The sequence below is a fragment of the Paenibacillus sp. JGP012 genome, from assembly GCF_014203995.1.
In the GTDB taxonomy this organism is placed as follows: Bacteria; Bacillota; Bacilli; order Paenibacillales; family Paenibacillaceae; genus Paenibacillus; species Paenibacillus silvae.
Map to the genome: position 1 here is coordinate 17,555 of NZ_JACHKG010000020.1, position 26,530 is coordinate 44,084.

Below are 26,530 nucleotides of genomic sequence, written 5' to 3' on the forward strand. Positions count from 1 at the left end.
GGCGATAAATGAAGATATAATAGGATTATCACGACAAAGAAGGAGCCCGGTATATTGAAAACTTGGACAGGTATCCTGCTGATGATTATTTTGGCGGTAGCTACACTTTCAGTAACCTCAACTGCCAAAACGACCAAAGAGTCGCAACAACAGCTTACTATAGATGATTCCTCAAGCCAGGCCGTAACGGTCGAAGCTTCTTATATAGATGGAATGAAAGATAATACAAACAACAATCAAGAATCGATGCCAGTTAAGGCAGATGATGTATCTGTTGCACCAGAGAATGAGCATGTGCTCGTGTACCCTATGAATGTGGAGGGCTCGGGTTATATATATAACGGTCTTGTAGTAGAAGCCAATGGAACGAAACGTGAGTTCAGTGACTGGAGATCAGAAGGAGGAACTTACAAACCTGAAGTACATGAGCTGGATTTGAATAGAGATGGCAAAAAAGAGATTGTTGTGCTGTACTCGGAAGGACATGGTACGGGCATTTATTTGGGGCGGGTGCATATTCTTGACCCTGATTCGCTGGAAGAGATGAAGTTGCAATCCCTGGATGGCATTGTGAAAGAGCATGTCGATTCCAAAGTTGAAACAGCTTCGGACAAAATCAAGATTGAAGTCGCCGTGGACGGTGTTCCTGCTGAAACCTCAACTCTCGATAAAGCGGCTGGTGACGGTCCCTATCATGATCAGTTGCAGTTCGGGCGTGTCACTTATTACAGTGTGGAGAATGGCAAACTTGTTGCGTCTGCCTCGGGTGCATATGGCGAAGGTTTGTATGCTGGTGATTTGACGTTTGCTTACACTTATCAGGATGGGGAATGGAAGGCAGCTGATCTGAAATATAGTATGGAAGTATATGAAGAGGAGTTTTACGAGTCTTTTGACTAGATGACATGTGAATCCTTTGCTGCAGCATGGGTCATAGCTACGAATACCTAACAACATACGCGTTTGTCTTGTTGACATACGACTATTGAATGAGGCTGAAAAAAAAGCAGGAACCGCAGCCTCATTTTGTGCTGCCTTGCAATAATAAAGTTTTGATAAAATTCAGAAAACACATTGACATTGCCGCTTTAGTCGTTTAAATGTATAAAGGACAACTCATTTTAAACGTCTGGGAGGGAATTTGATGAAGAAAAGGGTCGTACTTGGTTTGATGGTGGGCACGTTGACGCTTGGAATTGGTACAGGTGCATTGGCTGCTACGGGGCTGGAGCAGATCAAAGCGTATTTGAATAGCAAAATTACGTTGAAGCTGAATGGTGAGACCGTGACAGCGAAGGATGCTAACGGCAAAACCGTATTGCCGATCACGTATAACGGAACAACGTATTTGCCAGTTCGTGCGGTTGGTACACTGCTTGGAACTGAAATCTCATATGATGGTGCTACTTCATCCGTTCTGATCGGTGGAACAAATGGGTCAACGCCAGTAACTAACAATAAATCAACATTAAGCTCGCTCGGAACATCAGTGCTCGGATCTACCGCTTGGCATACCAAAGATCCTGCGGAAACATCATACAAAGGCAAGGATTACAAAGACGTGTATCTGCATAATGATCCTTCGAAACAAGGAAAGGATATTCAGATCAACACGGGCAAAAAGTATTCATCCCTGCATCTGGAGCTGGCAGTTCTGAAAGGAAATCAGGAGATTCAAATCTATGATCAGGATCTCGCAGTTCTTAAAAAGCTGAGCATTACGCCAGAGGACGGCATGGTAAGTTTGGACGTGGATGTTAAAGGCACAGAGGCTGTCTATGTCGAGATCGTATCCGAAGATCCGGGTTCAGCTCTGTTTGTACCGCTCACAACATCTTATCTGACGAAGTAAAATAGAACATTTATATGGGTTCACCAACGAAGGTGACTTAATAAAAAAACGATTATTCACGATGTATTCTCCGCTTTCTATTCAGAGATGCATCATCGTGATAATCGTTTTTATTTTTGCTGTAAATCAGAATGATGGGAGTACTATTTGTCACTCTTAACGAAGCATCGTATCCAGCGGTTTCAGATTGGCTTCGATCTCTGCGCGGCGTCCTTCAAGGAAAGGAGGCAGGGCCAATGATTCTCCGAGCGTGGCAAAGTCCTCATCGGTATCAAATCCCGGTCCATCTGTAGCAAGCTCGAACAAGATGCCGTTAGCTTCCCGGAAATACAAGGAACGGAAGTAGAAGCGATCTACAAAACCGGAGCTTGGGAATTGGAACTGATGCACCCGGTCTACCCATTGTCTCAATTCCTCTTCATTATCTACACGGAATGCCACATGGTGCACACTGCCGCGTCCAGGGCGTTCCTGCTCCAGATCGTTGCGTTCTTCCAGGTGAACCTCGGAACCGCTGCCGCCTTCGCCGGATTCAAATACAAGCACATCGGGTTGACCCGGTGTAAAGGCTGGATAGCTTCCTTTCGCTCTGAAGCCAAGCAGGTCCGTGAGAACAGGTGCAGTGAGTGAAGCGTCTCGTACCGTCAGATGGATAGGACCTAATCCCACAATGCCGTATTCCGCTGGAACAGGGCTTTGATCCCATGGCTTGCCGCCAGCAACGCCCGAATTATGCTCATCGGAAACGAGAATCAGCCGCATGCCTTCGAAGTCTGTGAAAGCCAGTGTTGCACGTCCTCCACGTTCTACAATCTCGCCATGAGGTACTTCATATTCGTCAAAGCGCTGCACCCAATACTTGAGGGCGGCATCGTTTGGCACACGAAGGGAAGTTGCCGAGATGCTGTTCACGCCTTCGCGTGTACGGCCAGCCATCGGAATTTCGAAGAAGGTCAGCTCCGTACCCGGATTGCCTTTCTCGTCGCCATAGAACAGGTGATATACGGACACGTCATCCTGATTCACCGTTTTTTTGATCAGGCGCATACCCATAACGTCAGTATAGAAGCGGTAGTTCTGATCGGCATGTGCGGTAAGTGCGGATACGTGGTGAAGTCCTTTGATTAACATAATAGATTCCTCCTGAAAATTATAATATAGGGTAAAGCTGCAGCACGGCTTGATATGAATAACGTCTTTGTTTAAGATTCAGATCATTTTGCTCTCACGATGACCATGAAAACATTGTTATTATTAAAGTAACTAACTTTTAGTTCGTTTTGTTTCTGTTTTTATCTTAACATAAAGATATTTAAAATACAATGCTTAATTTAAAATGAAACTGGACAGCTGTATCGTTCGGTGGCAAAATGAGAAAAGTTACCATCTTAGTGGTGAGATGACACATTTCTGTGAACCTGGTCCAAAGGGGAGAAGTAAGGCATGGCTTATGCACCTTGGCTTGATCCGTATGATGCAGCGCCTTTTATGGCATTCTCGACTTCACATATAATATCTATGATCATTATCGCTCTACTTGTGCTGCTGTTATTCCTGTTCCGTCATTCGCTTCGCAAGCTGTCAGAACGGTCGAGCCGGTTGCTGCGTGTAGGACTGGCAAGTATGATGATTGGCAGTGAGATCGTGCTGCAGCTCTGGTATGTGTATGGGGGCGTATGGAGTCTACAGACCTCACTCCCATTAGAGCTGTGCAGCCTGACATTGCTGTTATCAGCATTATTATTATTAACACGTACACGGTGGCTGTATTCTGCCTTGCTTTTCGCAGGCATTGCAGGAGCTTTGATGGCCATTGTCACACCGAATCTGGGATATGCTTATGCTCATTTCCGCTTCATTCAATTTTTTACCGCACATGCGATGATTATTCTAGCTCTGCTGTATATGACGTGGGTGGAGCAGTTCCGGCCAGGATGGCGATCCGTGGCAGGCTCTATGATTTTTGTGAATATAGCAGCCTTGGTGGTGTATGCTGCCGATGTGCTGCTAGGTGCAAATTATATGTTTCTGCGACATAAACCGAATACCCCATCTGTGATCGATATGCTTGGACCTTACCCGGTCTACATTCTTGGCGAAGAGATATTGGCTCTTGTGTTATTTACAATGTTATATCTAGTGCTTTTTGTTATTCCTGATTGTCTGAAACGGTATAACAACAGAAGAAAGACGAAGGCTCATCAGGTTCAATCCAAACTGTAATGTTGGTGTACGAGCTTTGAAATAGATTAACCCGCAGACGTTCTGGTTAGCCAGAGCTTTTGCGGGTTATTTTTACGTTTATGGATTAGAAGACGGGAATCTATTGAATGACCTACCCGCGCAGAAGAGATTCTGCACCATCCACGTAGATTCGTGTGCCTGTCACATGAGATGCTTCATCTGAAGCAAGGAACAATACAAGATTCGCCACTTGCTCCGATGTACCTGGCTCACCCTTGAGTGGGTGCTCATGACCTTCAGGAAACTCCACTGGAATCTGCACATCCTTCAGATCATCCGATGGATACGTATTATCACCAATATTGGTATCAATCGCGCCAGGACAGACTGCATTGACACGAATTTTGTAACGGGCCAGCTCCAGTGCTGCCATTTTGGTAAAAGCGGTCTGGCCAGCCTTGCTGGAAGCGTATGCAGAGAAACCGATCCCGGAGAATACCCGATTGCCGTTGATCGAGCTGGTGATAATGATGCTTCCACCGTGCTCCTTCAGATGAGGGATGGCATACTTAACTGTCGCAAACGTACCGCGCATGTTGATCTCCATCGTCTGGTCCCAATCTTCGATACTCATTGTTTCAATCGGAGCCATTGCACCATTGATTCCTGCATTGGCAAAAACAATATCAAGCTTGCCCGCTTCGGCAGCTGCCTGTTGAATTGCCTTTTGTACGTCTTCCGGCTTGGAAATATCACATTTGATAACGTAAGCTTCGCCACCGTTTTTCTCAATGCTATGTTTGGTTTTCTCGGCGTTCTCCGGAGTGCGATCCAGCATATAGACCTTCGCTCCATGCTCGGCGAATCGAATTGCGGAAGCCTGACCAATCCCGGAACCACCTCCGGTAACGATGGCGACTTTACCTTGCAAACGCTGTTCAGCCATTACTCATTCCTCCATGATCTAAAGTATCCTTAGACGCTTTACTTTCTAAATACCCGGCACGGGAGAGGTGAATCATATGTATGCATATTAAAAAAGGAGCCGCATTCGGCCCCTTGTGTTACAAATCACCCGATAATTCTGTGATTGGTTTCAATCTTTCATTTACTTGTGCTTCTTCCAGTCCATCGAGCTGTTATTCAGCAAGTATTCAAAATCATTATCCCGCCGCTTCTGCTCAGCCTTGCGGGCTTCTTCTGCTTGTAAACGCTCTTGCTCCTTACGCGCGGCTTCGGCCGCTTTGGCTTCATCGGCCTGGGCTTTCAACTTCTCCAGCACATCACTGCTGAGCAGATCCTTCAGCGTAGCAGGCTGATCTTGTGCTTGAGCCCGGGCTTTGGGAGCAGGGGTGTGCTTTTTGGATTTTGCCATAGGGAACATCTCCTTTCGCAACATGAATTAGATTACACATAATAATACGCCCTAGTATATCAGGTTCACGCTTTTCATTCCATAAAGTCGGAGCCGGAAGGCAGGAAAAAGGGGAGGGCATGGCGAATGAACACAGGTATAAAATCATATAATGATACCGATACTTCGACTATTCCCTGGAGAAAGGAGTCGTTGTTCGTGCATGTGAATCGTAGTTTATTGAAAGGGCTTGCATGGGGAATGGCCCTCAGCGTCCCGCTATGGATTGCCATTATAGGCTGGCTGCGTCTGCTCTGGTGGATGCATTGACGATGCTGCTTTTGCGCTATGAAACGAATTTATATAAAGGTAATAATGTAAACGTTATCATCAAATAAGCTCTGTTCCGCGCCGAGTGCACAGAACAGAGCTTTTGTTTGTTCAAGAGAAACCATGTTTACTTGGTGTCCGTTGTAATCTTCACGGGTTCCGGATATTCAATGCCGTGGGTATCCACCGTTACTTTTTTCATAATCTGATCTGTAACAGGTTTGTCTCCTTCGCCAATCTGTTTTGCCGCGATGCCGTCAACAACGTCCATTCCTTCGGTTACCTTGCCGAAAGTAGCATAGGAGTTATCCAGATAATCAGCGTCAGCCAGCATAATAAAAAATTGAGAACCGGCGGAATCCAGATTTCTGTCTTGTCGTGCCATGGAGATAATTCCACGTGTATGCTTCAAATGATTTTTATGACCGTTCGAGGTGAACTCACCTTTGATCGCATAACCTGGCCCGCCTGAGCCGTTCCCGTTCGGATCACCGCCCTGAATCATAAAGCCTGGCATGACCCGATGAAAGATCAGACCATCGTAGAAGCCCTTGTTCGCAAGGGAGATGAAGTTATACACCGTATTGGGCGCAATTTTGGGATACAGCTCAATCACAATCTTCTGCCCATCCTGCATCTCAATCGTTGCTACCGGGTCTGGTCCTTCTGGTACAGCCGGAACCGGCGTTTGATAAGCATTGTTTGCAGGGCGTCCGCACCCGCTCATAACGATCAGCAGCATCGCAAGCACAAGCGATACAGCGGTAGCTTTTTTCCAACGTAAAGACATGAATATGATCCTCCTTGATTCGATCTTCAACTATCATACCGTTTACAGATGCAGAATGGCAATGCAAGGCATGTTAATCTGGTGAACGGGGATGGTCTTCATAGAAGCATAGGTGTAAAATAAGGAAAATGCTTCCGCATCAGGGGGACGTACGGGTCTGTTCCGTTCGCTCCAACCACGGCAGTCCCGGCGTCGGCTTCGGAAAGGACGTGCGGATATATGAACTTCTCGTGGAAGCGTAATCTGGTCATTTTATGGATCGGTGTCTTTTTTTGCAGTACAGCATATTCCATCTCTATTCCGTTTTTGCCTTTATTTCTGAGCAGTGATCTGGGGGTTCGTGACCATCTGGAATTTTGGTCCGGGCTGGCCTTTGGCATTACGTTTCTTGCCAGTGCCCTTGTATCCCCCTTTTGGGGGTCGCTGGCAGATAAATATGGGCGCAAGCCAATGTTAATTCGTTCAGGGTACAGCCTGGCTGTCCTGTATCTAATTAATTTTTTTGTACAGGACCCGTATTCACTCATTGTGGTTCGTCTTTTTCAAGGGCTGCTTGCCGGATTCGTGCCTGCGGCGATTGCACTGGTCGGCACGAATACACCTGAAGAGAAGACTGGGTATGCCTTGGGCATTATGTCAACGGCGGGAGCAACAGGTGGCATTATCGGTCCGCTGCTTGGCGGACTTGTCAGTCATTATTATGGCAATCGGAGCGCATTTCTATTTTCGGCGATTATTGTGCTGGTGTCGGCGGTCATTGCCACCTTTTGGGTCAAGGAAGAAAATTTCAACCGCAATAAGGCTCGCTCCCATGTCATGGATGATATCCGTGAAGCCAGAGCAAACCGTGTGTTCATTACTGTGCTCGTCATGATGGGCATCTGTACCTTTTCGGTTATGATTCTGGAACCGCTTTTAACCGTGTATGTGATGGAGATGGGGATACAGCCCGATCGTGCTTCATTAAGCTCAGGCATTATTTTCTCGGCTGTTGGGGTAGCTACAGTTATAATGGCTCCACGCTGGGGCAAGCTGGGATCCAGGATTGGTTTTGGGAAAGTGATGGTGATTGGACTTGTTGGCGGAGCAGTAGGTAATCTGCTGCAGTTTTTCACAACAGGTTATGTTGCGTTTGGTATCCTGAGGTTTGTCTATGGACTTTTCTTCGCGGCGGTGTTCCCGGCAATTAATGCGATGATTGTACAGGTTACGGAACCGGCATTTCGAGGACGTGCCTTTAGTTTGAACCAGTCCGCAGCCCAGATGGGCACGATGGCCGGACCGATTATCGGGGGCATACTTGGTGGCTGGCTGCCGATACGCTGGATATTTATTATTAATGGAGCTGCACTTCTGGCCACAGCGATTGCGGTGAAATGGACCAGATTGGAGCATAAGCTCCCTGGAGCAGGTTCAACTGCCGAGAAACAGTCACGACTTTAGAGGATGCATTCAATAGAAACCAAAGAGACCCCATCCCGTGAGGTCTCTTTGGTTAGGCCTGAGCTTCCTGCGTAGCTTGATGCTGCCGCGTAAACGTTTTTTTGCCCGTATGACAAATTGAGTGGTATAGGTTAATCCTGTCCCGAGGCCGGCTTGCCCGAAGGTTGTCCCTTGGGAATAGCATGTTCAATGGCATCCCGTTGCTCCTCATCCTCAAGTGCGCCCGGGAAGGAATCTTCGGTGAATAGTCCAAAATCGGGATCAATATCTCGCTCAGTAATCAGGTTATCCGGTTTTTGGACTTGTCGTTCCTCAGCATTTTTGCTCACGATGACACCTCCCTCCCTGATTCAGATGTTTTGCAGGTTCGCTGCTATAATAATGGTGAACTATCATTTACACGTGAACGAAGAGGACAGAAAAAACCTGAAGAAGCGAAGCGGTCGCCTTTATCACCGGATTTTTCCCTTTGGAAAAGGGAATCAAAAAAATCTGGGGATAACAGCGATTGGAAGGTTGTTCTGTCATCGGAGTGGATAGTGTAAAATCTTTTGTTCAGCTTATTTAGCGCGGCGGCAAAATGTTTCGTTCAGGCTTGGCATCAGCGCCGGCGCCATTCAACAGATCTGTCCCGTGCAGGGCGTCCGGATCGGGTGCGGCCGGGTCTACCGGGCTTCCGGGCTGCACAAGGTCGGCATCAGGTACAGATTCCAGCGGAGGCTCAGCCAGGCGGGATTCCAGAAATTGTTCATCCATACGATCACGTTCTGCGTTGCTGATGGGTTTATCAGACATGAAAAACACTTCCTTTCATTAGAATGAATGAGTTAAACGATGTGTTTTCAGTAATATCAAGCATGATATTATTCCCGAGAAGGGTATAGCTTATGTCCGTGTTCGTTAAAATTTGGGAAACACATATTTCACCAGAAAGTAGAGAAATCCAAAAAAGATAATGATATAGGCAGTGTATTTAATAAAAGTGGAAGCGACCATACTTGAATCTGATTTGTGCTGTACATCCTTGTGTTCAACTTCTACCGTACGATGTGGCTCGTTCATCATTAATCATCTCCTTGTTTGGTGAGTGTTGCTTTGAGAAACCATTACACACGATGCAGTGGGTTGAATCGCCTGTTGTTGTTTTTAGAGCCATTCGTGTTTGGGCTATGGTATGATGAAGCTTGAATATGCAAGGAGGGGGATCTTGTGGATTGGTATACACTCGGCAATATGATTACCCGTATTCGAATCGGACAAAAAGCCTCGACTCCCGGGTTCTCCCGTACGGTTATACGGCGGCCGGACGGGCTATTCTGGGTTGGTGGAATTTGGGCTGGCCAGGTAGTCCAGCTGCGTGACTTTCTGTTCTCTGATATTTGGACCATCTACGATGATGATGAGACGGAGCAGTGGCTTGAGTTTCGCATGAAAGTAGAGCAGAAGGAACGTGAGATGATTGTTAATCAATTCGAGGACCTGCGTGAGTAGTTTTGTTCTCGTAACAATAAAATGGAAAAAAAACTATTAATCTACTTTAATGTGAATTATGTAATTTAATAAGGAGGTGACAAGATCAACCGTGGCGAATCTATAGAGGGGATACATGTGAAGAGAAAATAAATACTTTGAGGTGCTGTGAATGAGAAATGTACCCAAAGCTATCATCATCCTGTGGATGACGATATGGATCATTCTGTTGCCACATGGGTTAGTGTTTGCTGCAGCGGAAGAGGTTCGGCAACCTGAAGCCATCACAGGATGGGAAGTGAAATGGGGAGACGCGAACGATCAAGGCTTCATTAGCGAAGTAAAGGGCGAGGACGAGATTTGGGAGAAGCAGGGCGCTGACAGAAGTACGGTAAGAAGTCAGAACAGAGCGAAGCAGCACTCCGATTCCTTGTGGACCCGTCTGGAGATTCCCCCATTGCATGATGAAAGTTCAGCGATTCGTTTTGAGAATATAAAAGGGACGCATATCGTAATCTACCTTGAAGATCGAAAAGTATATGAAAACTATCATTACAATTACGATAATAATGCCGTATTTTTACCCTTGTCTGTTGAAAACTCGGGGAATACACTCTACATATGGTCACAAAATGAGAATGGCTGGCTGGGCATACAAGGTGATGTTCAGATTGGGCCCTATGCCATGTTGCAGGAGAAATACATCCATAATGGTTTAATTGATGTTATTTTGGGTTCAACGTTTATATTTACCTCAATTCTTATGCTCAGCTGTACATTTTTCCTGGGTCAGTTTCATAAAGGTCTGTGGATGTCATTATGTGTTGTGATGGGTTCCATTGGGGTCATGGTTATAACATACTCGCAGTTTCTGTATACGTTCTATCAAGTTTATGGTGATTTGTATTCTCTTCTCTTTGATCTGGCCATGCTGCTGGGTATGCCTGCTCTCTGTTATTTTTTTGAACAAATTATTGGTCCAGGAGTCTATGGCATATTCACCAAACTACGCAAAATTCAATGGGCCTATTCCGTTGTAGCCGTACTCTCATTATTTATATATGTAATAACAGGCGGACAATGGGATTGGTTATACAATCTGTTTGTGCAGCATGTGGTGGGCTTCGTGCTCGTTATTTTGTTGACTATTCTGTTCGTTGGTACAATTGCCAAGGCATTACAACGCAATCGTGAAGCCATTCTGTTAGCCACCGGTTTTGGCATATTTTCTTTGATCAGTGTACTTGAGCTGTTGTGGTACTATCAGCGCAACGGCACGTATCATCTGCTCTGGTGGAAGTGGTCTATGGTTGCGTTTGTGATTTCGTTGATTGCGATTCTGGGAAGCCGCTTTGCGGAAAAGCACAATAAAGTGCTGCAGTATTCCAAAGAACTGGAACTGTTCAATAATGAGCTGCAGCGATCTGAGAAAATGGAAATCATTAGCGAACTGGCTGCTTCAGTAGCTCATGAGGTGCGTAATCCACTTCAGGTGACGCGAGGATTTCTTCAGCTCATGACGGAGCAGGAGGATAACAAAAACAAAGGATATGTACGAATTGCATTGGAGGAACTTGATCGGGCTTCGGGAATTATTACTGATTTCCTGACCTTTGCAAAACCGGAATTCGATCATATTATATCGCTGAACATTTCGGATGAATTTGATCATATTGAAGGCATACTTGTACCGATGGCTAATCTGGAAGGCGGGAAAATAACAACAGATATTCCGCCGAACCTTCATATTCGAGGCAATTCCTCGAAATTCAAGCAAGCTTTTATCAATATTATTAAGAACAGTATCGAGGCGTTCCAGGGGGGGCAAGGTCAGATTGATATCTGGGCCTATTCGCAGGAAGGCAAAGTCAAAGTACATGTCCGGGATAACGGAGAAGGCATGAGTGAGGAAGCTTTATCCCGTCTGGGGGAACCTTACTTCTCTAATAAAATCAAAGGTACCGGATTAGGCATGATGGTTACCTTCCGTATCGTTGAAGCAATGAATGGGCAGATCAGCTTTACAAGCACCAAAGGGGTAGGAACAGAAGCTGTGGTATCTTTTCCCGAGTTTGTTGAATGATGAACTCGTCTGGGATACCCGGCTTGATGTTCTACCCCTGTTTTTTTAGTTCTATTCAAGTTACTGTTCGCAGAGTCTTGAATCAGATCTGCTTAATCTCTCCACGGACCACAATTGACATCATAGTTTACTTTGGAAGGGTTAGGTGGGATCACAAGCACATAATCATTTTGCTGCTCCTCGACCGTACGAACCTTGATATGATCAGGAATCGTAATACCGAATGCCTCGCGAAGCGCTTGCTTTGGATTGGAGTGCAGTTGTTGTCTGAATTTCTCGTCTGCCCAAGCCTTCTCAATAATGTCCTCGTGCAATGTTTTCTCTGATACCATCATAGCCAACATTCCCTTCATATTTTAAATTAAACCGAATCAGCGTTCCCTTTCTCAGGAAACATAGATGAGGATTCGCTGATCCAGTAGTGAAACCCGCCTTGATAAAGTCTTTTTTTGCGCTGCTTTATATCCAGAACGGCTTGTACCAATGCACTGTACAGATAGGAATTCAATACAATGTATTGTGGTAATACCGAGTTATAAGATGTCAATGTGCTTTTGAACTGAGATGCAATCTCGGCGTAGCTGTCCATGAAGTATGAGTTATATATATGATTGAGTATGGAATCGTTCACTGTATGAATTGCATAATCATGATGGAGAGCAGCGGATATATGTGAGAGGTAGCTGTTGTAATTGCCATGCACAGCATCTTGTTTCACATCTGTGAAGTCATCTGTCATCTGCAGGGTCATCAGCACAATGTTCAGTGCATCACAGATCGAAGGGATACGTGCCGGTTGTTCTAATAGAAGTAGTGAGCCGATGGCACCAAGCTGTGAGGGTGAAGCTTTCTGGGCAATGAGAAGTGGGTTTAGCTGAAAATAATCGATGTGTCGTTCACCATTTACACTTACGGCCCATTCCTGAATAACTCGTCTGAAATGCACCCAGAATACGGATGAAGGTTCAAACAACAGGCTGTAGAGCTGAAGAGCATCAACATAATATAGATTGCCTAGGGTCAGCTTGGCTACAGCGTCCTCTTCAGGCTCATCCATAACATCATCCGTATTCAGAAAATACAACATATGAAGCAAACAGGCTGTGCCAAGCAGATGTGCTTTGTCCAATGGCAGTCCATCGGTGTGGTGCATCCATAATGGAGAGATATAACCGATGCAGCTCAGTCCAGAACCTGTTCTGACAGGATGAAGCAGCTGGAGCTGTTCAAGTGCGTGTCTGCCCAGTGACTCAGGGTATTGTCGAAGCTTGTCTTCTGCCGCAGCGAATACAGCTTCTACATCAGGGGTAAACGGATCTAACCATTCTCGCCGCATCATCGAGCAACGTCCTTCCTGCTACGAAATAGTAATCATATGTTTAGCTACAGAAGTTACATCCAGTATATCTCAAATATTTTGAAAAATATAGGATTTTTTGTGATCATTTGTGAAAAATTTGATGACATTTCATATGATTTAGCATAAAAAGCAGTAATTTAGGATTAAACTAGGGAGGCAGAGGATATTTGACATAGGAAAGGCGGAAAAAGATGAAAACGAATTGGAAGACAGGTGTGGCAGTCGCAGTGGCTGCTGTAATCATATCTGCAGTACCTGGACAGCATGTATTGGCCAGTTCTACCATGCCTGTGGAGCGGGGGAATGCAGTATCTGCTGAATCAGCAACACAGCATAAAAAGCCCTGTATTCATGCAGGCCATGGCCTGTTTATGATCGGTGAAACTGCAGAGCTGCTTGGCATCGGGCTTCGTGATCTGAAGCAGCAGATGGAGCTTGGACATACGCTTGCCCAGATCGCCAAGGAACGCAAGGGACTGAGTGAACAGCAATTGCTGCAAAAATTAAAGCCTGGACTATCGGAGCGTCTGGATCAAGCGGTAGCAGAAGGCTGTCTGACGAAAGAACAAGCTGCAGCAGCCAAAGCGGATATGGATGTGAAGCTGAAAAAGGTGGTAAACACACCGCTTCGTGAATTGCGAAGAGAATTTGCACATCATGGTAAACATTCCATGATTAATAAAGGAGCTATCGCACGGTATATCGGAATAACTCCTGAACAGCTACAAGAGCAGCTGCATGCCGGCAAATCGCTGGCTGAAATAGCTCAGACAAAGGGCATCAGTGAAACACAGCTCGTGAATCAGCTGAAGGAACAGCTGACGGGTGATCTGCAAAGGTTTGTTCGTCAAAAACATCTGGAGCATCAGGTTCCGGTTCGGCCAGGGCATGTACCTGGAAGATCAGCGGCGACGGATGGGAAATAGGAGCTGTGTATCAAAAAAGCTGAATGAAGTCTATGCTGGAAAAGGAAAGAGCACTCTCCTGACAAATTCGGGGAGTGCTCTTTGAGTTCGGGTTAGCCTGAATGTGAAGCTTGTCTTTTTAAACGTGTTTGTGTGCTGCGAAGCGTATTGGATTCCTTGGCTTTGTCACGGATACGTGATAATCCAACTGTGAAACGCGACCCTGGCAGCTTGGACAGCCCCCAGCTGATGCCCAGCGCGGTAACAACGGTAATCGCAAATGACAGTACCGTGGCGAGTAGATGCCATCCGCTGAGCTGTAAAGGTCTAGTAAAATACGCAATGGCATAGATCACCAGAGCATGCACCAGATAACCGCCGAAGGAATAACGTCCAATCCAGGCTAGCAGGTGCCTGAACCCCAGGTCTTTATTGCGTGATAGTGCCAGCAGACCGTAGAACATAAGCATTTGAGCCATGATAATTATGAAAGTGCTCGGTTTCAGATAGGTGGAAATGTTAAGATTCATTGTATCTTCCGAACCACGCAGCACATCATATCCCAGCCAGATATACATCATAATAAATACGATAATTGTCCACGGGAGGGCCTTGGTCGCCCAGCTTCTCCAGCTTTCAACTGCCCAGGCGCATACAGCTCCAAGTAAAAAGTAAAACCAATACATAATCCACGAATACGACCGATATTCCAGCAGACTCGACCAAGGCTCAGACAGAAGATCAGTCCAGCCGGACATATCATAATACGACCATTTCATAAGCCAAACATACATTGCAGCTGCGGCAAGTATTATGGCTAGAGTCCGCTGCCCAGAAGTAAGGCGACTGTGGCGCTTGCTTTCCAGCCATTTACGAACAGCGTGAGCCCCTGATAAAAACAACGGGAACAGAATATAAAACTGGAAAATCATCAGGACAAACCATAGATGATATCCTGTCTGCGGTAAAAACAGTTCCCGTACGAAGCTGCCGAGGTCCGTCATGCCGGAGGACCAGAAGCCGGGGGTAAACACGCGCACAGCTAACCAGTAGATCAGTGTCCATATTATAAAAGGCATATAAATATCCCCAAATCTTTTCCTGATGAAGCGTACATAATTCGGCTTGGCATGGCGATGATGGTAGAATAACAGCGCACCCGACAGAAACACAAAGGTGGGTGTACCGAATCTCGTTAGATGATAAATCATCGTTAACATGACAGAATCGGGCTGTTCAATATCCGTCCGATAAATATATTCAGCAATGTTATGCTGCATAACAATTGCCAGGAAAGCTAACCCGCGGAGCTCGGTCCATTCGGCTATTTTTTGTTTTTTCATATGCATTCCTCCCTTATGAAGCCAGGGTCATCATATAAGACTACCCTTCAAACATTAAGAGCGCATTAAATGTTGAAAATAATATACGAAAAAAGACGGCATAGGCCGTCTCTTACCAGGAAGTCAAGCATGTGCAGCTGCTGCTCATTCATTTGATATTGATTTTCCAGTTTCTGCTTCGTTCGAAGCAGGATTGTCTTCTTCAAATAACTTCTGAATGTAGGCTTGAAGTCTGGGTACGTTCACACCGAGCACCTGAGCACCACCAGCACGTTCATTCGTTAGGAGTTTGTTGGGTGGAATCTGATGCTGATCCATTTGGTTTACACGAATATCTAAGCCGAGCGAAGCCAGCTTCAGCATCTGTGCGGGACTGAGATCGGTTTGAATATAGGGAGCAACGGCTTCAAGGATCTCCGGGATTTTGAAGAGCGAAGTGCTGCTCTGCATTTTCTTCGCGAGCTCGGTCATAAAGATCCGCTGTCGCTGTGTTCTTGTAAAATCGGATGTGGCATCATGCCGGAAGCGTACATATTGAAGGGCTGTTTTTCCATCCATATGCTGCAATCCTTTTTTCAGGTCAATGTCATACATATGTTTATCCGCTTTACTTGTATAATACATATCTTTTTCGACATCAATATCAATCCCGCCCAGCGCATCAACAAGCGATATAAATCCGGTAAAGTCTGTGTAGACGTAGTGCTGGATAGGGATGCCCAGCAGGTTGCTGACCGTTTGTTTGGTTAATTCGGCTCCTCCGTAGGAGAAAGCGGCGTTAAGGCGGCTTTTGCTATGGCCCGGAATATCAACATAGGTGTCACGCAGCACGGAGAACAGATGAGCTTTTTTGGAAACGGGATCAATAGAAGCGACCATCACGGAATCTGAACGTCCCGCATCATCACCTCTGGAGTCACCGCCGATTAGTAAAATGTTTACCCGTTCCTTCCCCTCCCACTTGGGGATTTGGACCAGGGGCGCATTCGAGTTTTCATCCTTGTCTGAACCATCGTTGGAGGTCGAAGCACTGGTGACCGTTGAGATGCTATTGGCAAAATGAACAATCGAATATCCGTAATAAATAATGACACCTGTTACAGCAAGGACCAAGGTCAGGACTGTCCCCCACAACCATCTTTTAAGCATAATCTTCACCTTTCTATGTAAGAACTGAACAGCACCCAAACTATTTTAACAAAAAGAAAGAGTAATGTCCTCTTTAATTCCGAAAAATAGATAATAGGATGGTTTATTTGACAATTTGTTTGTTTATAACTGTTCATACGGACGATATGATGATTTCATAGACTTCATTTCACTAATAATAGACTTTATATTATCTTTTTCGGTGTGTTCTATTTTTCCTGTTATATGAAATTTTATGGATTGCTGATGTCATATATTCAATTGTGCACTATACATGTCGATATAATATACAGATGTATTAGTTTAACGCGCCAAGTTGAAGGAGTGGGATGATGGAAAAAGTACGGGGGAACGTACGGGGCAAAATGAGGTTTACAATCAGAGGGAAGTTGTTAACCGGTTTTTCAAGTGTTTTAGCATTACTTATCTTTGTGAGTGTGTATACACTAATGCAGGTTTCTACAATGGCTGATCAATCTCGCCAAGTCAACAAAATCTGGATGCCGAGTGTAAGCTTGCTTGGCGTTATGAATGGTGATACATCGGATGTGGAACGGCTGGCACTCGCTGTAATCGTTGAGCAAGATCCAAGCGAAACCGAGAAGCTGAATGAAGCGTTAAACGTGGTGCTTGCCAAGATCGAGGATGAGCGTAAAGAGCTGCTTACCTTAATCAAGGGAAATGCCGAGGCAGAGAAGCTGTACGAGCAGTTTTCCACGAATTATGATGCATATCTGCAGAAACAGCCTTCCTTTATCGAATATGGTCTGAAAAATGACTATCTTGCAGCCAGCAAACTGCATACAGAGTCATATCCACTATGGTATGCGGCTAACGATAGCATTACACAGTTGATTAACCTGGGAAATAACGGAGCGAAGGAAATCGCTGCCGAGTCTGTCAAACTTGCTGAGAATGCATTTAGTATCATTTTGGGTGTAGCGATTGTCGCAACACTGCTTACATTGTTCATTGCTTTCTTTATTGCAAGTATGATCTCACGTCCACTCAAAAAGATGACGGAGGCCGCTACAGCAATTGCTGATGGTGATCTCACAGGTGAGAGCATTGTACTGAAAAACAGGGATGAGCTAGGCGTTCTGGCTACAGCTTTCAATAGCATGAACGAGAATCTTCGTTCCATGATTCAGTCCGTATCGGAGACATCGGAGCAGGTTGCGGCTTCATCTGAAGAGCTGCTGGCCAGCGCCGAGCAAAATACGAGAGCTTCGGAGCAGATCACCGAGACGGTTGAGGAATTGTCTGTAGGAACAACCAGTCAGGTGGACATCGTGAAGCGTTCGTCCCAGGCGATGAACGAGATGGCTCTGGGCTCTGAACAGATTGCGGAATTGGCTCAAAGCGTATCTGTGTCTGCTGTGGACGCAGCGAATCAATCTGCGGAAGGCAACAAGATTATTCAGCAGGCGGTTGAACAGATGGGAACCGTTCGTAATTCCATAGCTTCACTGAGAGAACTGGTTACAGGGCTCGGTGAGCGTTCAGCCGAGATCGGAACCATCACTGAAGTGATTAACAACATTGCGCGCCAAACCAATCTGCTCGCTTTGAATGCCGCGATTGAAGCGGCACGTGCAGGAGAGCATGGCCGAGGTTTTGCTGTCGTTGCGGGAGAAGTGCGCAAGCTGGCTGAAGAATCTTCTGCTTCAGCCCAACAGATCTCAGAGATTGTTCAGCTGATTCAGCAGGATACGAATCATGCTGTAGAGGCTGTAAAAGTAAACAGTAACGAAACGGAAGCGGGAATAGAACTGGTTGCTGCAGCCGGACAAGCCTTTGAACAGATTTCAGGTGCTGCCAATAAGGTAGCAGGGGAGATCGAGGAAGTATCCGCGGGTTCTGAGGAGATGTCAGCAAGTACGAATGAGGTCGTGAGTTATGTGAATCAGATTTCGAATATTGCCGGAGAAGCGGCAGGTTCTGTACACAACGTATCTGCGGCTACACAAGAGCAGCTGGCTTCTATGGAAGAGATTGCTTCCTCCGCAAGCCTGTTGTCCAAAATGGCGGAGGAGTTACAGGGTCAAGTCAACAAATTCAGAGTGTAGTGTTCAAATACAGAGTAGAAAAGAGCTGTTTCTCCCGGGATTTCCGGTGAAGAAACAGCTTTTTTGTCATAACACGCTAATGGTAGGTCACAACAATGTTATTTCAGAAGTCACCAATGTTGATATTGCAAGCTGCACAAAAGACTATAATGGTAATTAATGGTGGAAGTTGTATGGAGTTACCACCATAGAGAGGAGAGCATGTACTTCGAAACTTACAAGTTTTCAAGCGGAACTTTCAAGAAAAGGAGATGAATCGTAACGATGAAAGGGAGCTGGTGGAGACGAGTTGCAATAGCGACATTATCGGCAGGACTGCTGGCAGGGAGCTTTTCTATGAATACAGGATTACGTCAGGCGGATGCGGCCGCCGGAGATCATAACTATGCCGAAGCTCTTCAAAAGGCCATCTATTTCTATGAAGCACAGCGTTCAGGACCTTTACCAGCGAACAACCGGGTTGAGTGGCGTGGTGACTCGGGAATGCAGGACGGGGCGGATGTTGGCGTAGATCTTACTGGCGGTTGGTATGATGCCGGGGATCATGTGAAGTTTGGTTTTCCGATGGCCGCTTCAGCAACGATGCTTGCCTGGTCTGTAGTGGAATATGCGGATGGTTATGAACAGGCGGGACAGCTGGAGGAGATCAAGGATAATATACGGTGGGCAACCGACTATTTTATGAAAGCGCATACGAAACCAAACGAATTATGGGGACAAGTTGGAGCAGGGAACACGGATCATGCCTGGTGGGGGCCTGCCGAGGTCATGCAGATGAACCGTCCTTCGTTCAAAATTGATGCGTCCTGTCCGGGAAGTGATCTGGCGGCAGAAACGGCTGCTGCACTGGCGGCTTCCTCTATCGTATTTGCAGATGATGACCCGGCCTACTCGGCGAAGCTGCTCCAGCATGCGAAAGAATTGTACAACTTTGCCGATACATATCGGGGAAAATATACCGATTGTATTACCGATGCTACCGCATTCTATAATTCCTGGACCGGATATGAGGATGAACTGGCATGGGGCGGAGCCTGGCTTTATTTAGCAACAAATGATAACGCTTACTTGTCCAAAGCGCTGTCCGCTGCAGATCGCTGGTCTACGAGCGGTGGTTCGGCTAACTGGCCGTATACGTGGACACAGGGCTGGGATAGCAAGCACTATGGTGCCCAGATTCTGCTCGCCCGAATTACTTCCAGTCTGAATATGCCAGAAGCAACGAAGTTCATTCAGTCTACCGAACGAAATCTGGATTACTGGACGGTAGGAACGAATGGAGGCCGTGTCCAATACACCCCTGGTGGTCTTGCCTGGCTTGATCAGTGGGGCTCGCTTCGATATGCGGCGAACGCAGCCTTTATCTCTTTTGTATATTCCGATTGGGTCAGTGACCCTGTCAAAAAATCCAGATATCAAAATTTTGCGGCTTCACAGATCAACTACATTTTAGGAGATAACCCTCGTCAGAGCAGCTATGTTGTCGGGTATGGGCAAAATCCGCCGCAGCATCCGCATCATCGGACGGCTCACAGCTCATGGATGAATAACGAAGATATTCCGGCGGATCACCGTCATATTTTATACGGCGCGATGGTGGGAGGACCGAATGCGTCAGATCAATATACGGATGATATCGGGGACTATGTAAGCAATGAGGTAGCGACCGATTACAATGCAGGGTTTACCGGGGCACTCGCGAAGATGAATCTGCTGTACGGGCAGAACCATCAGCCACTTGCAAACTTCCCTGCACCGGAGGTCAAAGGTGACGAGTATTTCGTGGAGGCCGCTGTACGGTCATCCGGCTCCAATTACACGGAAATCCGCGCACTGCTTAACAACCGCTCAGGTTGGCCTGCACGGATGGGCGATCAGCTCTCCTTCAAATATTTCCTCGATCTGAGCGAGGTATATGCTGCAGGACGCACCGTATCCGATGTTCAGGTTACTGTATCGTCTAGCGAAGGGGCAACCGTTTCACAGCCCGTTGTGGTAGATGCCTCCAAGCGGATCTATGCCATTACAGCAAACTTCAGCAATACCAAAATCTACCCGGGCGGGGAAGGGAACTATCGGAAAGAGGTACAATTCCGAATTACTGGACCGCAGGGTGCATGGAATCCGGCGAATGATCCTTCATATCAGAACCTGTCCACAGGCAATCCGGTGAAAAGCAACTACATTCCTGTCTATGATGCCGGAGTGAAGGTATTTGGACAGGAGCCAGACGTTACACCTGTTACCGTTCCAGCTGCTCCTGCCGGTGTGCAAGCGGTAGCCGGGAATAGCCAGGTGGCGCTGAACTGGTCAGCTTCAGCCGGAGCTGTATCGTATACGGTGAAGCGTGCCGAGGTTAGCGGAGGCCCTTACACAACCGTTGCCACAGGTATTAATGGACTGACTTACACCAATACGGGACTAACGAATGGCAAAACGTATTATTACGTTGTGACCGCTGTGAATACAGCCGGGGAATCCCCAGCTTCTGTGCAGGTGTCAGGAATGCCTCAAGCCGCATCGACTGTGCCAGGAGCGCTGACATTAAGCGGTACAGCTGGCAATAACCAAAGCGTGTTGTCCTGGACCGCAGCATCAGGGGCTTCGAGTTATACTGTGCAGCGTGCTGCTGCAGGTGGAACGTATGCTGATGTGGCAACTGGCTTGACCGTGCTGAACTATAGCGACACGACCGCTCTTAATGGCACGTCCTACAGCTATCGTGTGGTTGCAGTAAATGCAAGCGGGCAGACGTTGTCCAACGTGGTTATGCTGACGCCTTCTGGCCCTCCTGCTTCGGCGGGTACGCTTGAGGTGCAGTATCGAAGCGGAGGTTCAGGCAATTCCAGCAATGCGGTTACTCCGCAATTTAATGTGAAGAATACCGGCACTCAGGCCATTGATCTGAGCACAGTGAAGATCCGTTACTACTTTACCAAAGACGGCACAGAGGATATGTCCTTCTGGTGTGATTACGCGCAGGTGGGTTCAGCCAACGTGCAAGGTAAGTTTGTAGCGGTGAATCCGGTGACAGGTACTGCGGATACGTATTTGGAGATCAGCTTCACCTCTGGAGCAGGAAGTCTGGCTGCCGGGGCGGAGACAGGTGTAATTCAGACACGTTTCTCCAAAAACAACTGGAGTGCGTTTGATCAAAGCAATGACTATTCCTACGATGCTTCCAAAACAGCTTTTGCTGCATGGAACAAAGTGACGGCGTATCAGGGCAATACCCAGGTATGGGGACTGGAGCCATAAAGCATTAAAGCGATGCATGCAGATGGAAGTGCAGAAGGCCATGCAATATTTCAAAATTGAATAGTTCAAAAGTGAAGCAACTGCGGAGACAGACGAGCAGAAGTGATATTATTTTTCACTAATCCAGGGAGGTATATATTCATGTTGAAAACAGCTGCAAAAAAGAGTTTAACTGCCATGTTGGCGGGAACTGTCATGCTGACCGGTTACACAGGACTCTGGACGGGTTCTCAAACGGCGCATGCTGCCGATCAGGCAATTGAAATTCAGGCTGATGGCATTAATGAAACACGCTTTCTGCAATTATATGCTCAGTTGAAGGACCCGGCGAACGGGTATTTCTCTGCCGAAGGTATTCCGTATCACTCCATTGAAACGCTGATGAGTGAGGCCCCAGATTACGGGCATATGTCCACTTCAGAAGCATACAGCTACTGGTTATGGCTTGAGACGATGTATGGTCACTACACGGGAGATTGGTCCAAACTTGAAGCAGCCTGGGATAACATGGAGAAGTATATTATTCCGGTCAATGAAGGCGACGGCAAGGAAGAACAGCCAACGATGAGCAAGTACAATCCGGACAGCCCTGCAACCTATGCAGCGGAGAAACCATTTCCTGATCAATATCCATCCAACCTTAATGGTCAATATGCGGCAGGGAAGGACCCGTTAGATGCCGAGCTCAAGGCAACCTATGGCAACAACCAGACGTATCTGATGCACTGGCTGATTGACGTGGATAACTGGTATGGCTACGGAAATCTGCTGAATCCTTCCCATACGTCAACGTATGTGAATACGTTTCAGCGCGGTGAGCAGGAGTCGGTGTGGGAAGCGATCCCTCATCCATCTCAGGATGATAAGTCCTTCGGCAAAGCAGGCGAAGGTTTCATGAGTCTTTTTACAAAGGAAAATCAGGCACCATCCGCACAGTGGCGTTACACGAACGCAACGGATGCAGATGCGCGTGCAGTTCAGGTGCTGTATTGGGCCAAAGAAATGGGTTACAACAATTCGGAATATTTGGATAAAGCAAAGAAGATGGGTGATTATCTGCGGTATGGCATGTACGACAAGTATTTCCAGAAGGTTGGAAGTGCGAAGAATGGTACACCTACGCCGGGTACAGGTAAGGATTCCAACATGTATCTGATGGCTTGGTACACGTCATGGGGCGGGGGTCTGGGCCAAGGTGGAGACTGGGCTTGGCGTATCGGAGCGAGCCACACCCATCAGGCTTACCAAAACCCGGTTGCAGCATATGCATTGTCTGATCCGGCAGGTGGTTTGATTCCTGATTCGCCTACGGCGAAAGCAGACTGGAATGCTACGCTGAAACGCCAGCTGGAATTCTACACATGGCTGCAGTCCCATGAAGGGGCTGTCGGCGGCGGGGCAACGAACAGCATTGGCGGTTCCTACGCGGCATATCCTGCAGGGGTTAGCACATTCTATGACATGGCTTATCAGGAAGCACCTGTATACCGTGACCCGGATTCGAACACTTGGTTTGGATTCCAGGCATGGCCGCTGGAGCGTGTAGCGGAGATGTATTATATTTTGGCAGAGAGCGGTGACCTGACTTCAGAGAATTTCCAGATGGCCAAGAAGGTCATTACGAAGTGGGTTGACTGGACGAAGGATTATGTGTTTGTTGACGAGCGTCCAGTAACAGATGCAGAAGGGTACTATTTGAATGCGGCTGGACAGCGGATTCTCGGTGGAACGAATGTTCAGGTAGCAACAACACCTGCCCCAGGCGAGTTCTGGATTCCGGGCAATCAGGAATGGCAAGGACAGCCGGATAAATGGAATGGATTCAGCACATATACGAACAATCCGAACTTCCATGCCATAACCAAAAGCCCGGTGCAGGATACCGGGGTACTGGGAAGTTATATTAAAGCGCTGACGTTCTTCGCGGCTGGAACCGAGGCAGAGAATGGTTCTCTAAGTGCAAAGGGGCAGGAAGCCAAGGAATTGGCTCAGAATCTGCTGAATACGGCTTGGGATTACAATGATGGGGTTGGTATTGTTACGGAAGAGGAGCGTGCAGATTATTTCCGCTACTTCGCCAAAGAGATCTATATCCCGGCAAACTGGTCTGGTACGTTCGGTCAAGGAAACACCATTCCGGGTACCGCAGGTGTACCTTCCGATCCGGCCAAAGGAGGAAACGGTGTGTATATCGGATACTCCGATCTGCGTCCAGCGATCAAGCAGGACCCGGCATGGGCTTACCTGGATAACCTGTACAAAACCTCTTACAACCCAACCACGAAGAAGTGGGAAAATGGTGCACCGACCTTTACGTATCACCGTTTCTGGTCACAGGTCGATATGGCTACCGCTTATGGTGAATTCGACCGTCTCCTTGGCGACAGCAGCACGCCAGGAGTTCAAGTGCCGGCTGCACCTGCTGGTGTAACCGCTGCCGGTGGGGATGAGCAGATTGTACTGAACTGGAATGCAGCTGCAGGAGCGACTTCATACAGTGTGAAACGCGCAGAAGTAAATGGTGGTCCTTACACTTCCGTAGCGACTGGAGTTACGGGTTCTACCTTTACTGACACCGGACTGACCAATGGAAAAGCATATTATTACGTAATTACAGCAGTTAACAGTGCTGGGGAATCTGCACCATCTGCACAGGTTACGGCAACACCGCAGGCTGGAGTGAGCGTGCCGGGAGTCTTTACCCTGAGTGGAACGGCTGGAGACGCACAGGCTGTGCTGAACTGGACGGCTTCAACCGGAGCTGCAACGTATACGGTGCAGCGCTCGACGGGCACGGGGGCATATACCAATCTTGCAACAGGTTTAACGGCGTTAACCTATACCGATACAACGGCAGTGAACGGAACAGCTTATAACTATAGAGTGGTTGCGACGAATGCGAGTGGTCAAACCAATTCCAACGTCGTTGTGCTGACACCGATGGCCGCTCCGATCTCAACCGGAACGCTGGAAGTGCAGTATCGCAATGGAGGATCCAGTGCTTCGGGCAATGCAATTACACCGCAATTTAATCTGAAAAATACAGGTACAACGGCAATTGATCTGAGCAAGGTGAAGATGCGCTATTATTTCACGAAGGACAGCGCAGCGGACCTGAGCTTCTGGTGTGACTATGCACAGCTCGGCAGTGCCAATGTACAGGGCACCTTTGTTGCTGTACAGCCAGCCAAAGGCACAGCGGATACGTATCTGGAGATCAGTTTCTCTGCGGGTGCGGGCAGTCTGGCAGCTGGTGCTGAGACCGGCATCATCCAGACGCGTTTCTCAAAGAATAACTGGACGAATTTTGATCAATCCAATGATTATTCCTTTGATGCTACTCAATCCGCATTTGGTGCCTGGACCAAAGTGACAGCGTATCAGGACGGTGTGAAAGTGTGGGGTATAGAGCCTTAATCAGCAAGAGATGATGGAGTGCCGGGCTGGTTTCAGGAATTGGGGACGGAAACATCCGGCGCATCATTCCAATCGCTGTTGATAGGATCAAGCTGAAAGCCGGGGAGAAATCCCCGGTTTTTCATGTTTGCCAATCCATATATTTTCAAATATAAAGGGGAGATTCCAGATTGGAGTGAAATGAAACGTAGTAATGTTTTCCAATTCCGCCGTGGTTAAACATTAAAATCTAGTGCGCGGGATGCATAACAGGGGAACAGAAGGCAGATTTGACGGAAACGCGGCAATCGAAGGTATATCAATTGGTTACAATAATTTAACCTTTAAATTTGGGCGGTGTGTGCTCTATTTTTCCAGTGAAAGAACGTTTTCCCTGATGCGATGTGCTCAAGCTCGTGTAAATCCTTGCAGGACTTTGGGCTGATGAACGTTATGGAATGCCCGTTTACAATAAGGCGAGCCGGGAAGATGCCTTCCTGGTTAAAATTCTGTAATATCCGGAGGGACACGACATCATGAACTGGAAGAATACCATTGTTACGGCAAGTGTAACGGCAGCGATGCTGATGGGAAGTATGACAACGGCAGCACTCACAGGACAGGTATCCGCAGCAGCGGCAAATCAATCCAAAGCAGAAGTCATCTGGGGTGTAAACCTTCGAACCTCACCAACGACATCGGCAAAAGTTATTCGTATGGTTTCTAAAGGAGAGACGGTAACTGTGCTGGAGCAATCCGGTTCTGACTGGTATAAAATTAAAGATTCTGCTAATCGGACAGGTTATATCTCGTCCTCATCCAAATACACTCAGCTGGTGAGTCAGAATACAGCGGCTGATAATAAGGGGACCACTAACGGTTCAAGCAGTTCGAATTCGGGCGTTTCTAATGCCAACAACGGTTCAGCGGTCAAAGGAAGCACGGCAGTAGAGAAGGTTATTGCGGCTGGAATGAAATATATGGGGACTCCTTATAAGTACGCAGCGGACCGCAACAGCACGTCCGTGTTTGACTGCTCCAGCTTTGTTCGGCGGGCTTTCATTGATGGACTGGGCGTCACACTCCCGGCTGATTCACGTCAGCAAGGAGAGTATGTGAAGAAGAAAGGCCAGGTTACGACCAATTGGAAAAACCTGAAGCGTGGCGATCTGATGTATTTTATGTCTTATAAAGGCACCTCCGCTTCAGCTTACAAAGGGATCAACAAATCAAAGGCAACGATCACACATACGGGTATTTATCTGGGTAACGGTAAAATCCTGCATACATACTCCAACGCTGGCGGTGGCGTGACGATTAGTGATATTGCCGGCAAGCATTGGGAATATCGCTTCCTGTATGGCGGCAGTGCGCTGTAGTTGTAGGACAAGCTCACAGGCTTGTCTGCTTGTTGTCAGCTAAGCAGGAGGAGTAGGACAGAGCTTGAAGCTAAACAGGTGAATTTGTATCTTGTTTCTAAGCCTAGATTTATAAAAAACACCTTTCATTACCCTGGAATAAGGGCAAATGAAAGGTGTTTTTGT

23 protein-coding genes are annotated in these 26,530 nt (G+C 47.1%); 12 read left to right on the forward strand and 11 right to left on the reverse strand.

Annotated features, from left to right (window positions below; translation table 11 throughout):
* Positions 1-54 precede the first annotated feature (54 nt).
* On the forward strand, positions 55-900 hold the full coding sequence (locus HNR77_RS20945) for a hypothetical protein (RefSeq protein WP_184188691.1): 846 nt from the start codon (positions 55-57) through the stop codon (positions 898-900).
* 244 nt (positions 901-1,144) lie between these two features.
* The gene (locus tag HNR77_RS20950; protein ID WP_184188694.1) at positions 1,145-1,852 is read left to right on the forward strand and encodes a stalk domain-containing protein; all 708 of its coding nucleotides are present in this window, start codon (positions 1,145-1,147) and stop codon (positions 1,850-1,852) included.
* A gap of 156 nt (positions 1,853-2,008) precedes the next feature.
* On the opposite strand, the gene HNR77_RS20955 is transcribed toward HNR77_RS20950, so the two are convergent.
* Positions 2,009-2,983 (reverse strand): ring-cleaving dioxygenase, encoded by a 975-nt coding sequence (locus HNR77_RS20955; RefSeq protein ID WP_184188697.1) that lies wholly within the window; start codon positions 2,981-2,983, stop codon positions 2,009-2,011.
* Positions 2,984-3,295: 312 nt separating this feature from the next.
* Between HNR77_RS20955 and HNR77_RS20960 the strand changes: the two genes are divergently transcribed.
* On the forward strand, positions 3,296-4,075 hold the full coding sequence (locus HNR77_RS20960; RefSeq protein WP_184188699.1) for a YwaF family protein: 780 nt from the start codon (positions 3,296-3,298) through the stop codon (positions 4,073-4,075).
* 112 nt (positions 4,076-4,187) lie between these two features.
* On the opposite strand, the gene HNR77_RS20965 is transcribed toward HNR77_RS20960, so the two are convergent.
* Positions 4,188-4,982, reverse strand: coding sequence for an SDR family oxidoreductase (locus tag HNR77_RS20965; RefSeq protein WP_184188701.1), 795 nt, complete (start codon positions 4,980-4,982; stop codon positions 4,188-4,190).
* A 162-nt stretch (positions 4,983-5,144) separates the two neighbouring features.
* Positions 5,145-5,411 (reverse strand): YqkE family protein, encoded by a 267-nt coding sequence (locus tag HNR77_RS20970; protein WP_184188703.1) that lies wholly within the window; start codon positions 5,409-5,411, stop codon positions 5,145-5,147.
* A gap of 126 nt (positions 5,412-5,537) precedes the next feature.
* On the opposite strand from HNR77_RS20970, the gene HNR77_RS20975 reads away from it, so the two are divergent.
* Positions 5,538-5,720: a hypothetical protein gene (locus tag HNR77_RS20975; RefSeq protein ID WP_111268696.1), complete on the forward strand. Its 183-nt coding sequence runs from the start codon at positions 5,538-5,540 to the stop codon at positions 5,718-5,720.
* A gap of 127 nt (positions 5,721-5,847) precedes the next feature.
* On the opposite strand, the gene HNR77_RS20980 is transcribed toward HNR77_RS20975, so the two are convergent.
* The gene (locus HNR77_RS20980; protein ID WP_184188705.1) at positions 5,848-6,510 is read right to left on the reverse strand and encodes a peptidylprolyl isomerase; all 663 of its coding nucleotides are present in this window, start codon (positions 6,508-6,510) and stop codon (positions 5,848-5,850) included.
* 219 nt (positions 6,511-6,729) lie between these two features.
* Between HNR77_RS20980 and HNR77_RS20985 the strand changes: the two genes are divergently transcribed.
* Positions 6,730-7,953: an MFS transporter gene (locus HNR77_RS20985; protein ID WP_184188707.1), complete on the forward strand. Its 1,224-nt coding sequence runs from the start codon at positions 6,730-6,732 to the stop codon at positions 7,951-7,953.
* Positions 7,954-8,084: 131 nt separating this feature from the next.
* On the opposite strand, the gene HNR77_RS20990 is transcribed toward HNR77_RS20985, so the two are convergent.
* From HNR77_RS20990 to HNR77_RS21000, 3 genes are all read right to left on the reverse strand, one after another.
* Positions 8,085-8,282 (reverse strand): hypothetical protein, encoded by a 198-nt coding sequence (locus tag HNR77_RS20990; RefSeq protein ID WP_184188709.1) that lies wholly within the window; start codon positions 8,280-8,282, stop codon positions 8,085-8,087.
* A 235-nt stretch (positions 8,283-8,517) separates the two neighbouring features.
* Entirely contained in the window at positions 8,518-8,748 is a 231-nt protein-coding gene (locus HNR77_RS20995) for a hypothetical protein (protein ID WP_184188900.1), read from the reverse strand.
* 105 nt (positions 8,749-8,853) lie between these two features.
* Positions 8,854-9,015 carry a hypothetical protein gene (locus HNR77_RS21000; protein ID WP_184188711.1) on the reverse strand — a complete coding sequence of 54 codons (162 nt, stop codon included), beginning with the start codon at positions 9,013-9,015 and terminating at the stop codon, positions 8,854-8,856.
* A 147-nt stretch (positions 9,016-9,162) separates the two neighbouring features.
* Here HNR77_RS21000 and HNR77_RS21005 point away from each other — a divergent pair, with 147 nt between their 5' ends.
* Together HNR77_RS21005 and HNR77_RS21010 are read left to right on the forward strand one after the other, a co-directional pair.
* Positions 9,163-9,444, forward strand: a complete 282-nt coding sequence (locus HNR77_RS21005; RefSeq protein ID WP_184188713.1) for a hypothetical protein — start codon at positions 9,163-9,165, stop codon at positions 9,442-9,444.
* 151 nt (positions 9,445-9,595) lie between these two features.
* Positions 9,596-11,506, forward strand: a complete 1,911-nt coding sequence (locus HNR77_RS21010; protein ID WP_184188715.1) for a sensor histidine kinase — start codon at positions 9,596-9,598, stop codon at positions 11,504-11,506.
* Between the two features lie 92 nt (positions 11,507-11,598).
* Here the strand turns inward: HNR77_RS21010 and HNR77_RS21015 are convergent, their stop codons facing one another.
* The gene (locus HNR77_RS21015) at positions 11,599-11,859 is read right to left on the reverse strand and encodes an NHLP leader peptide family RiPP precursor (protein WP_260410742.1); all 261 of its coding nucleotides are present in this window, start codon (positions 11,857-11,859) and stop codon (positions 11,599-11,601) included.
* 8 nt (positions 11,860-11,867) lie between these two features.
* Positions 11,868-12,845, reverse strand: a complete 978-nt coding sequence (locus tag HNR77_RS21020) for a hypothetical protein (RefSeq protein WP_184188717.1) — start codon at positions 12,843-12,845, stop codon at positions 11,868-11,870.
* A gap of 212 nt (positions 12,846-13,057) precedes the next feature.
* Here HNR77_RS21020 and HNR77_RS21025 point away from each other — a divergent pair, with 212 nt between their 5' ends.
* Entirely contained in the window at positions 13,058-13,792 is a 735-nt protein-coding gene (locus HNR77_RS21025; protein ID WP_184188719.1) for a hypothetical protein, read from the forward strand.
* Between the two features lie 92 nt (positions 13,793-13,884).
* Here the strand turns inward: HNR77_RS21025 and HNR77_RS21030 are convergent, their stop codons facing one another.
* Together HNR77_RS21030 and HNR77_RS21035 are read right to left on the reverse strand one after the other, a co-directional pair.
* Positions 13,885-15,114, reverse strand: coding sequence for an acyltransferase (locus HNR77_RS21030; protein WP_184188721.1), 1,230 nt, complete (start codon positions 15,112-15,114; stop codon positions 13,885-13,887).
* A gap of 144 nt (positions 15,115-15,258) precedes the next feature.
* The gene (locus HNR77_RS21035; protein ID WP_184188723.1) at positions 15,259-16,263 is read right to left on the reverse strand and encodes an LCP family protein; all 1,005 of its coding nucleotides are present in this window, start codon (positions 16,261-16,263) and stop codon (positions 15,259-15,261) included.
* Positions 16,264-16,628: 365 nt separating this feature from the next.
* Between HNR77_RS21035 and HNR77_RS21040 the strand changes: the two genes are divergently transcribed.
* From HNR77_RS21040 to HNR77_RS21055, 4 genes are all read left to right on the forward strand, one after another.
* Entirely contained in the window at positions 16,629-18,332 is a 1,704-nt protein-coding gene (locus tag HNR77_RS21040) for a methyl-accepting chemotaxis protein (RefSeq protein ID WP_184188874.1), read from the forward strand.
* Positions 18,333-18,668: 336 nt separating this feature from the next.
* Positions 18,669-21,590 carry a glycoside hydrolase family 9 protein gene (locus HNR77_RS21045; RefSeq protein ID WP_260410743.1) on the forward strand — a complete coding sequence of 974 codons (2,922 nt, stop codon included), beginning with the start codon at positions 18,669-18,671 and terminating at the stop codon, positions 21,588-21,590.
* Positions 21,591-21,731: 141 nt separating this feature from the next.
* The gene (locus HNR77_RS21050) at positions 21,732-25,007 is read left to right on the forward strand and encodes a glycoside hydrolase family 48 protein (protein WP_184188727.1); all 3,276 of its coding nucleotides are present in this window, start codon (positions 21,732-21,734) and stop codon (positions 25,005-25,007) included.
* A gap of 515 nt (positions 25,008-25,522) precedes the next feature.
* Positions 25,523-26,365 (forward strand): C40 family peptidase, encoded by an 843-nt coding sequence (locus tag HNR77_RS21055; protein ID WP_184188729.1) that lies wholly within the window; start codon positions 25,523-25,525, stop codon positions 26,363-26,365.
* The last annotated feature ends 165 nt before the right edge of the window (positions 26,366-26,530 follow it).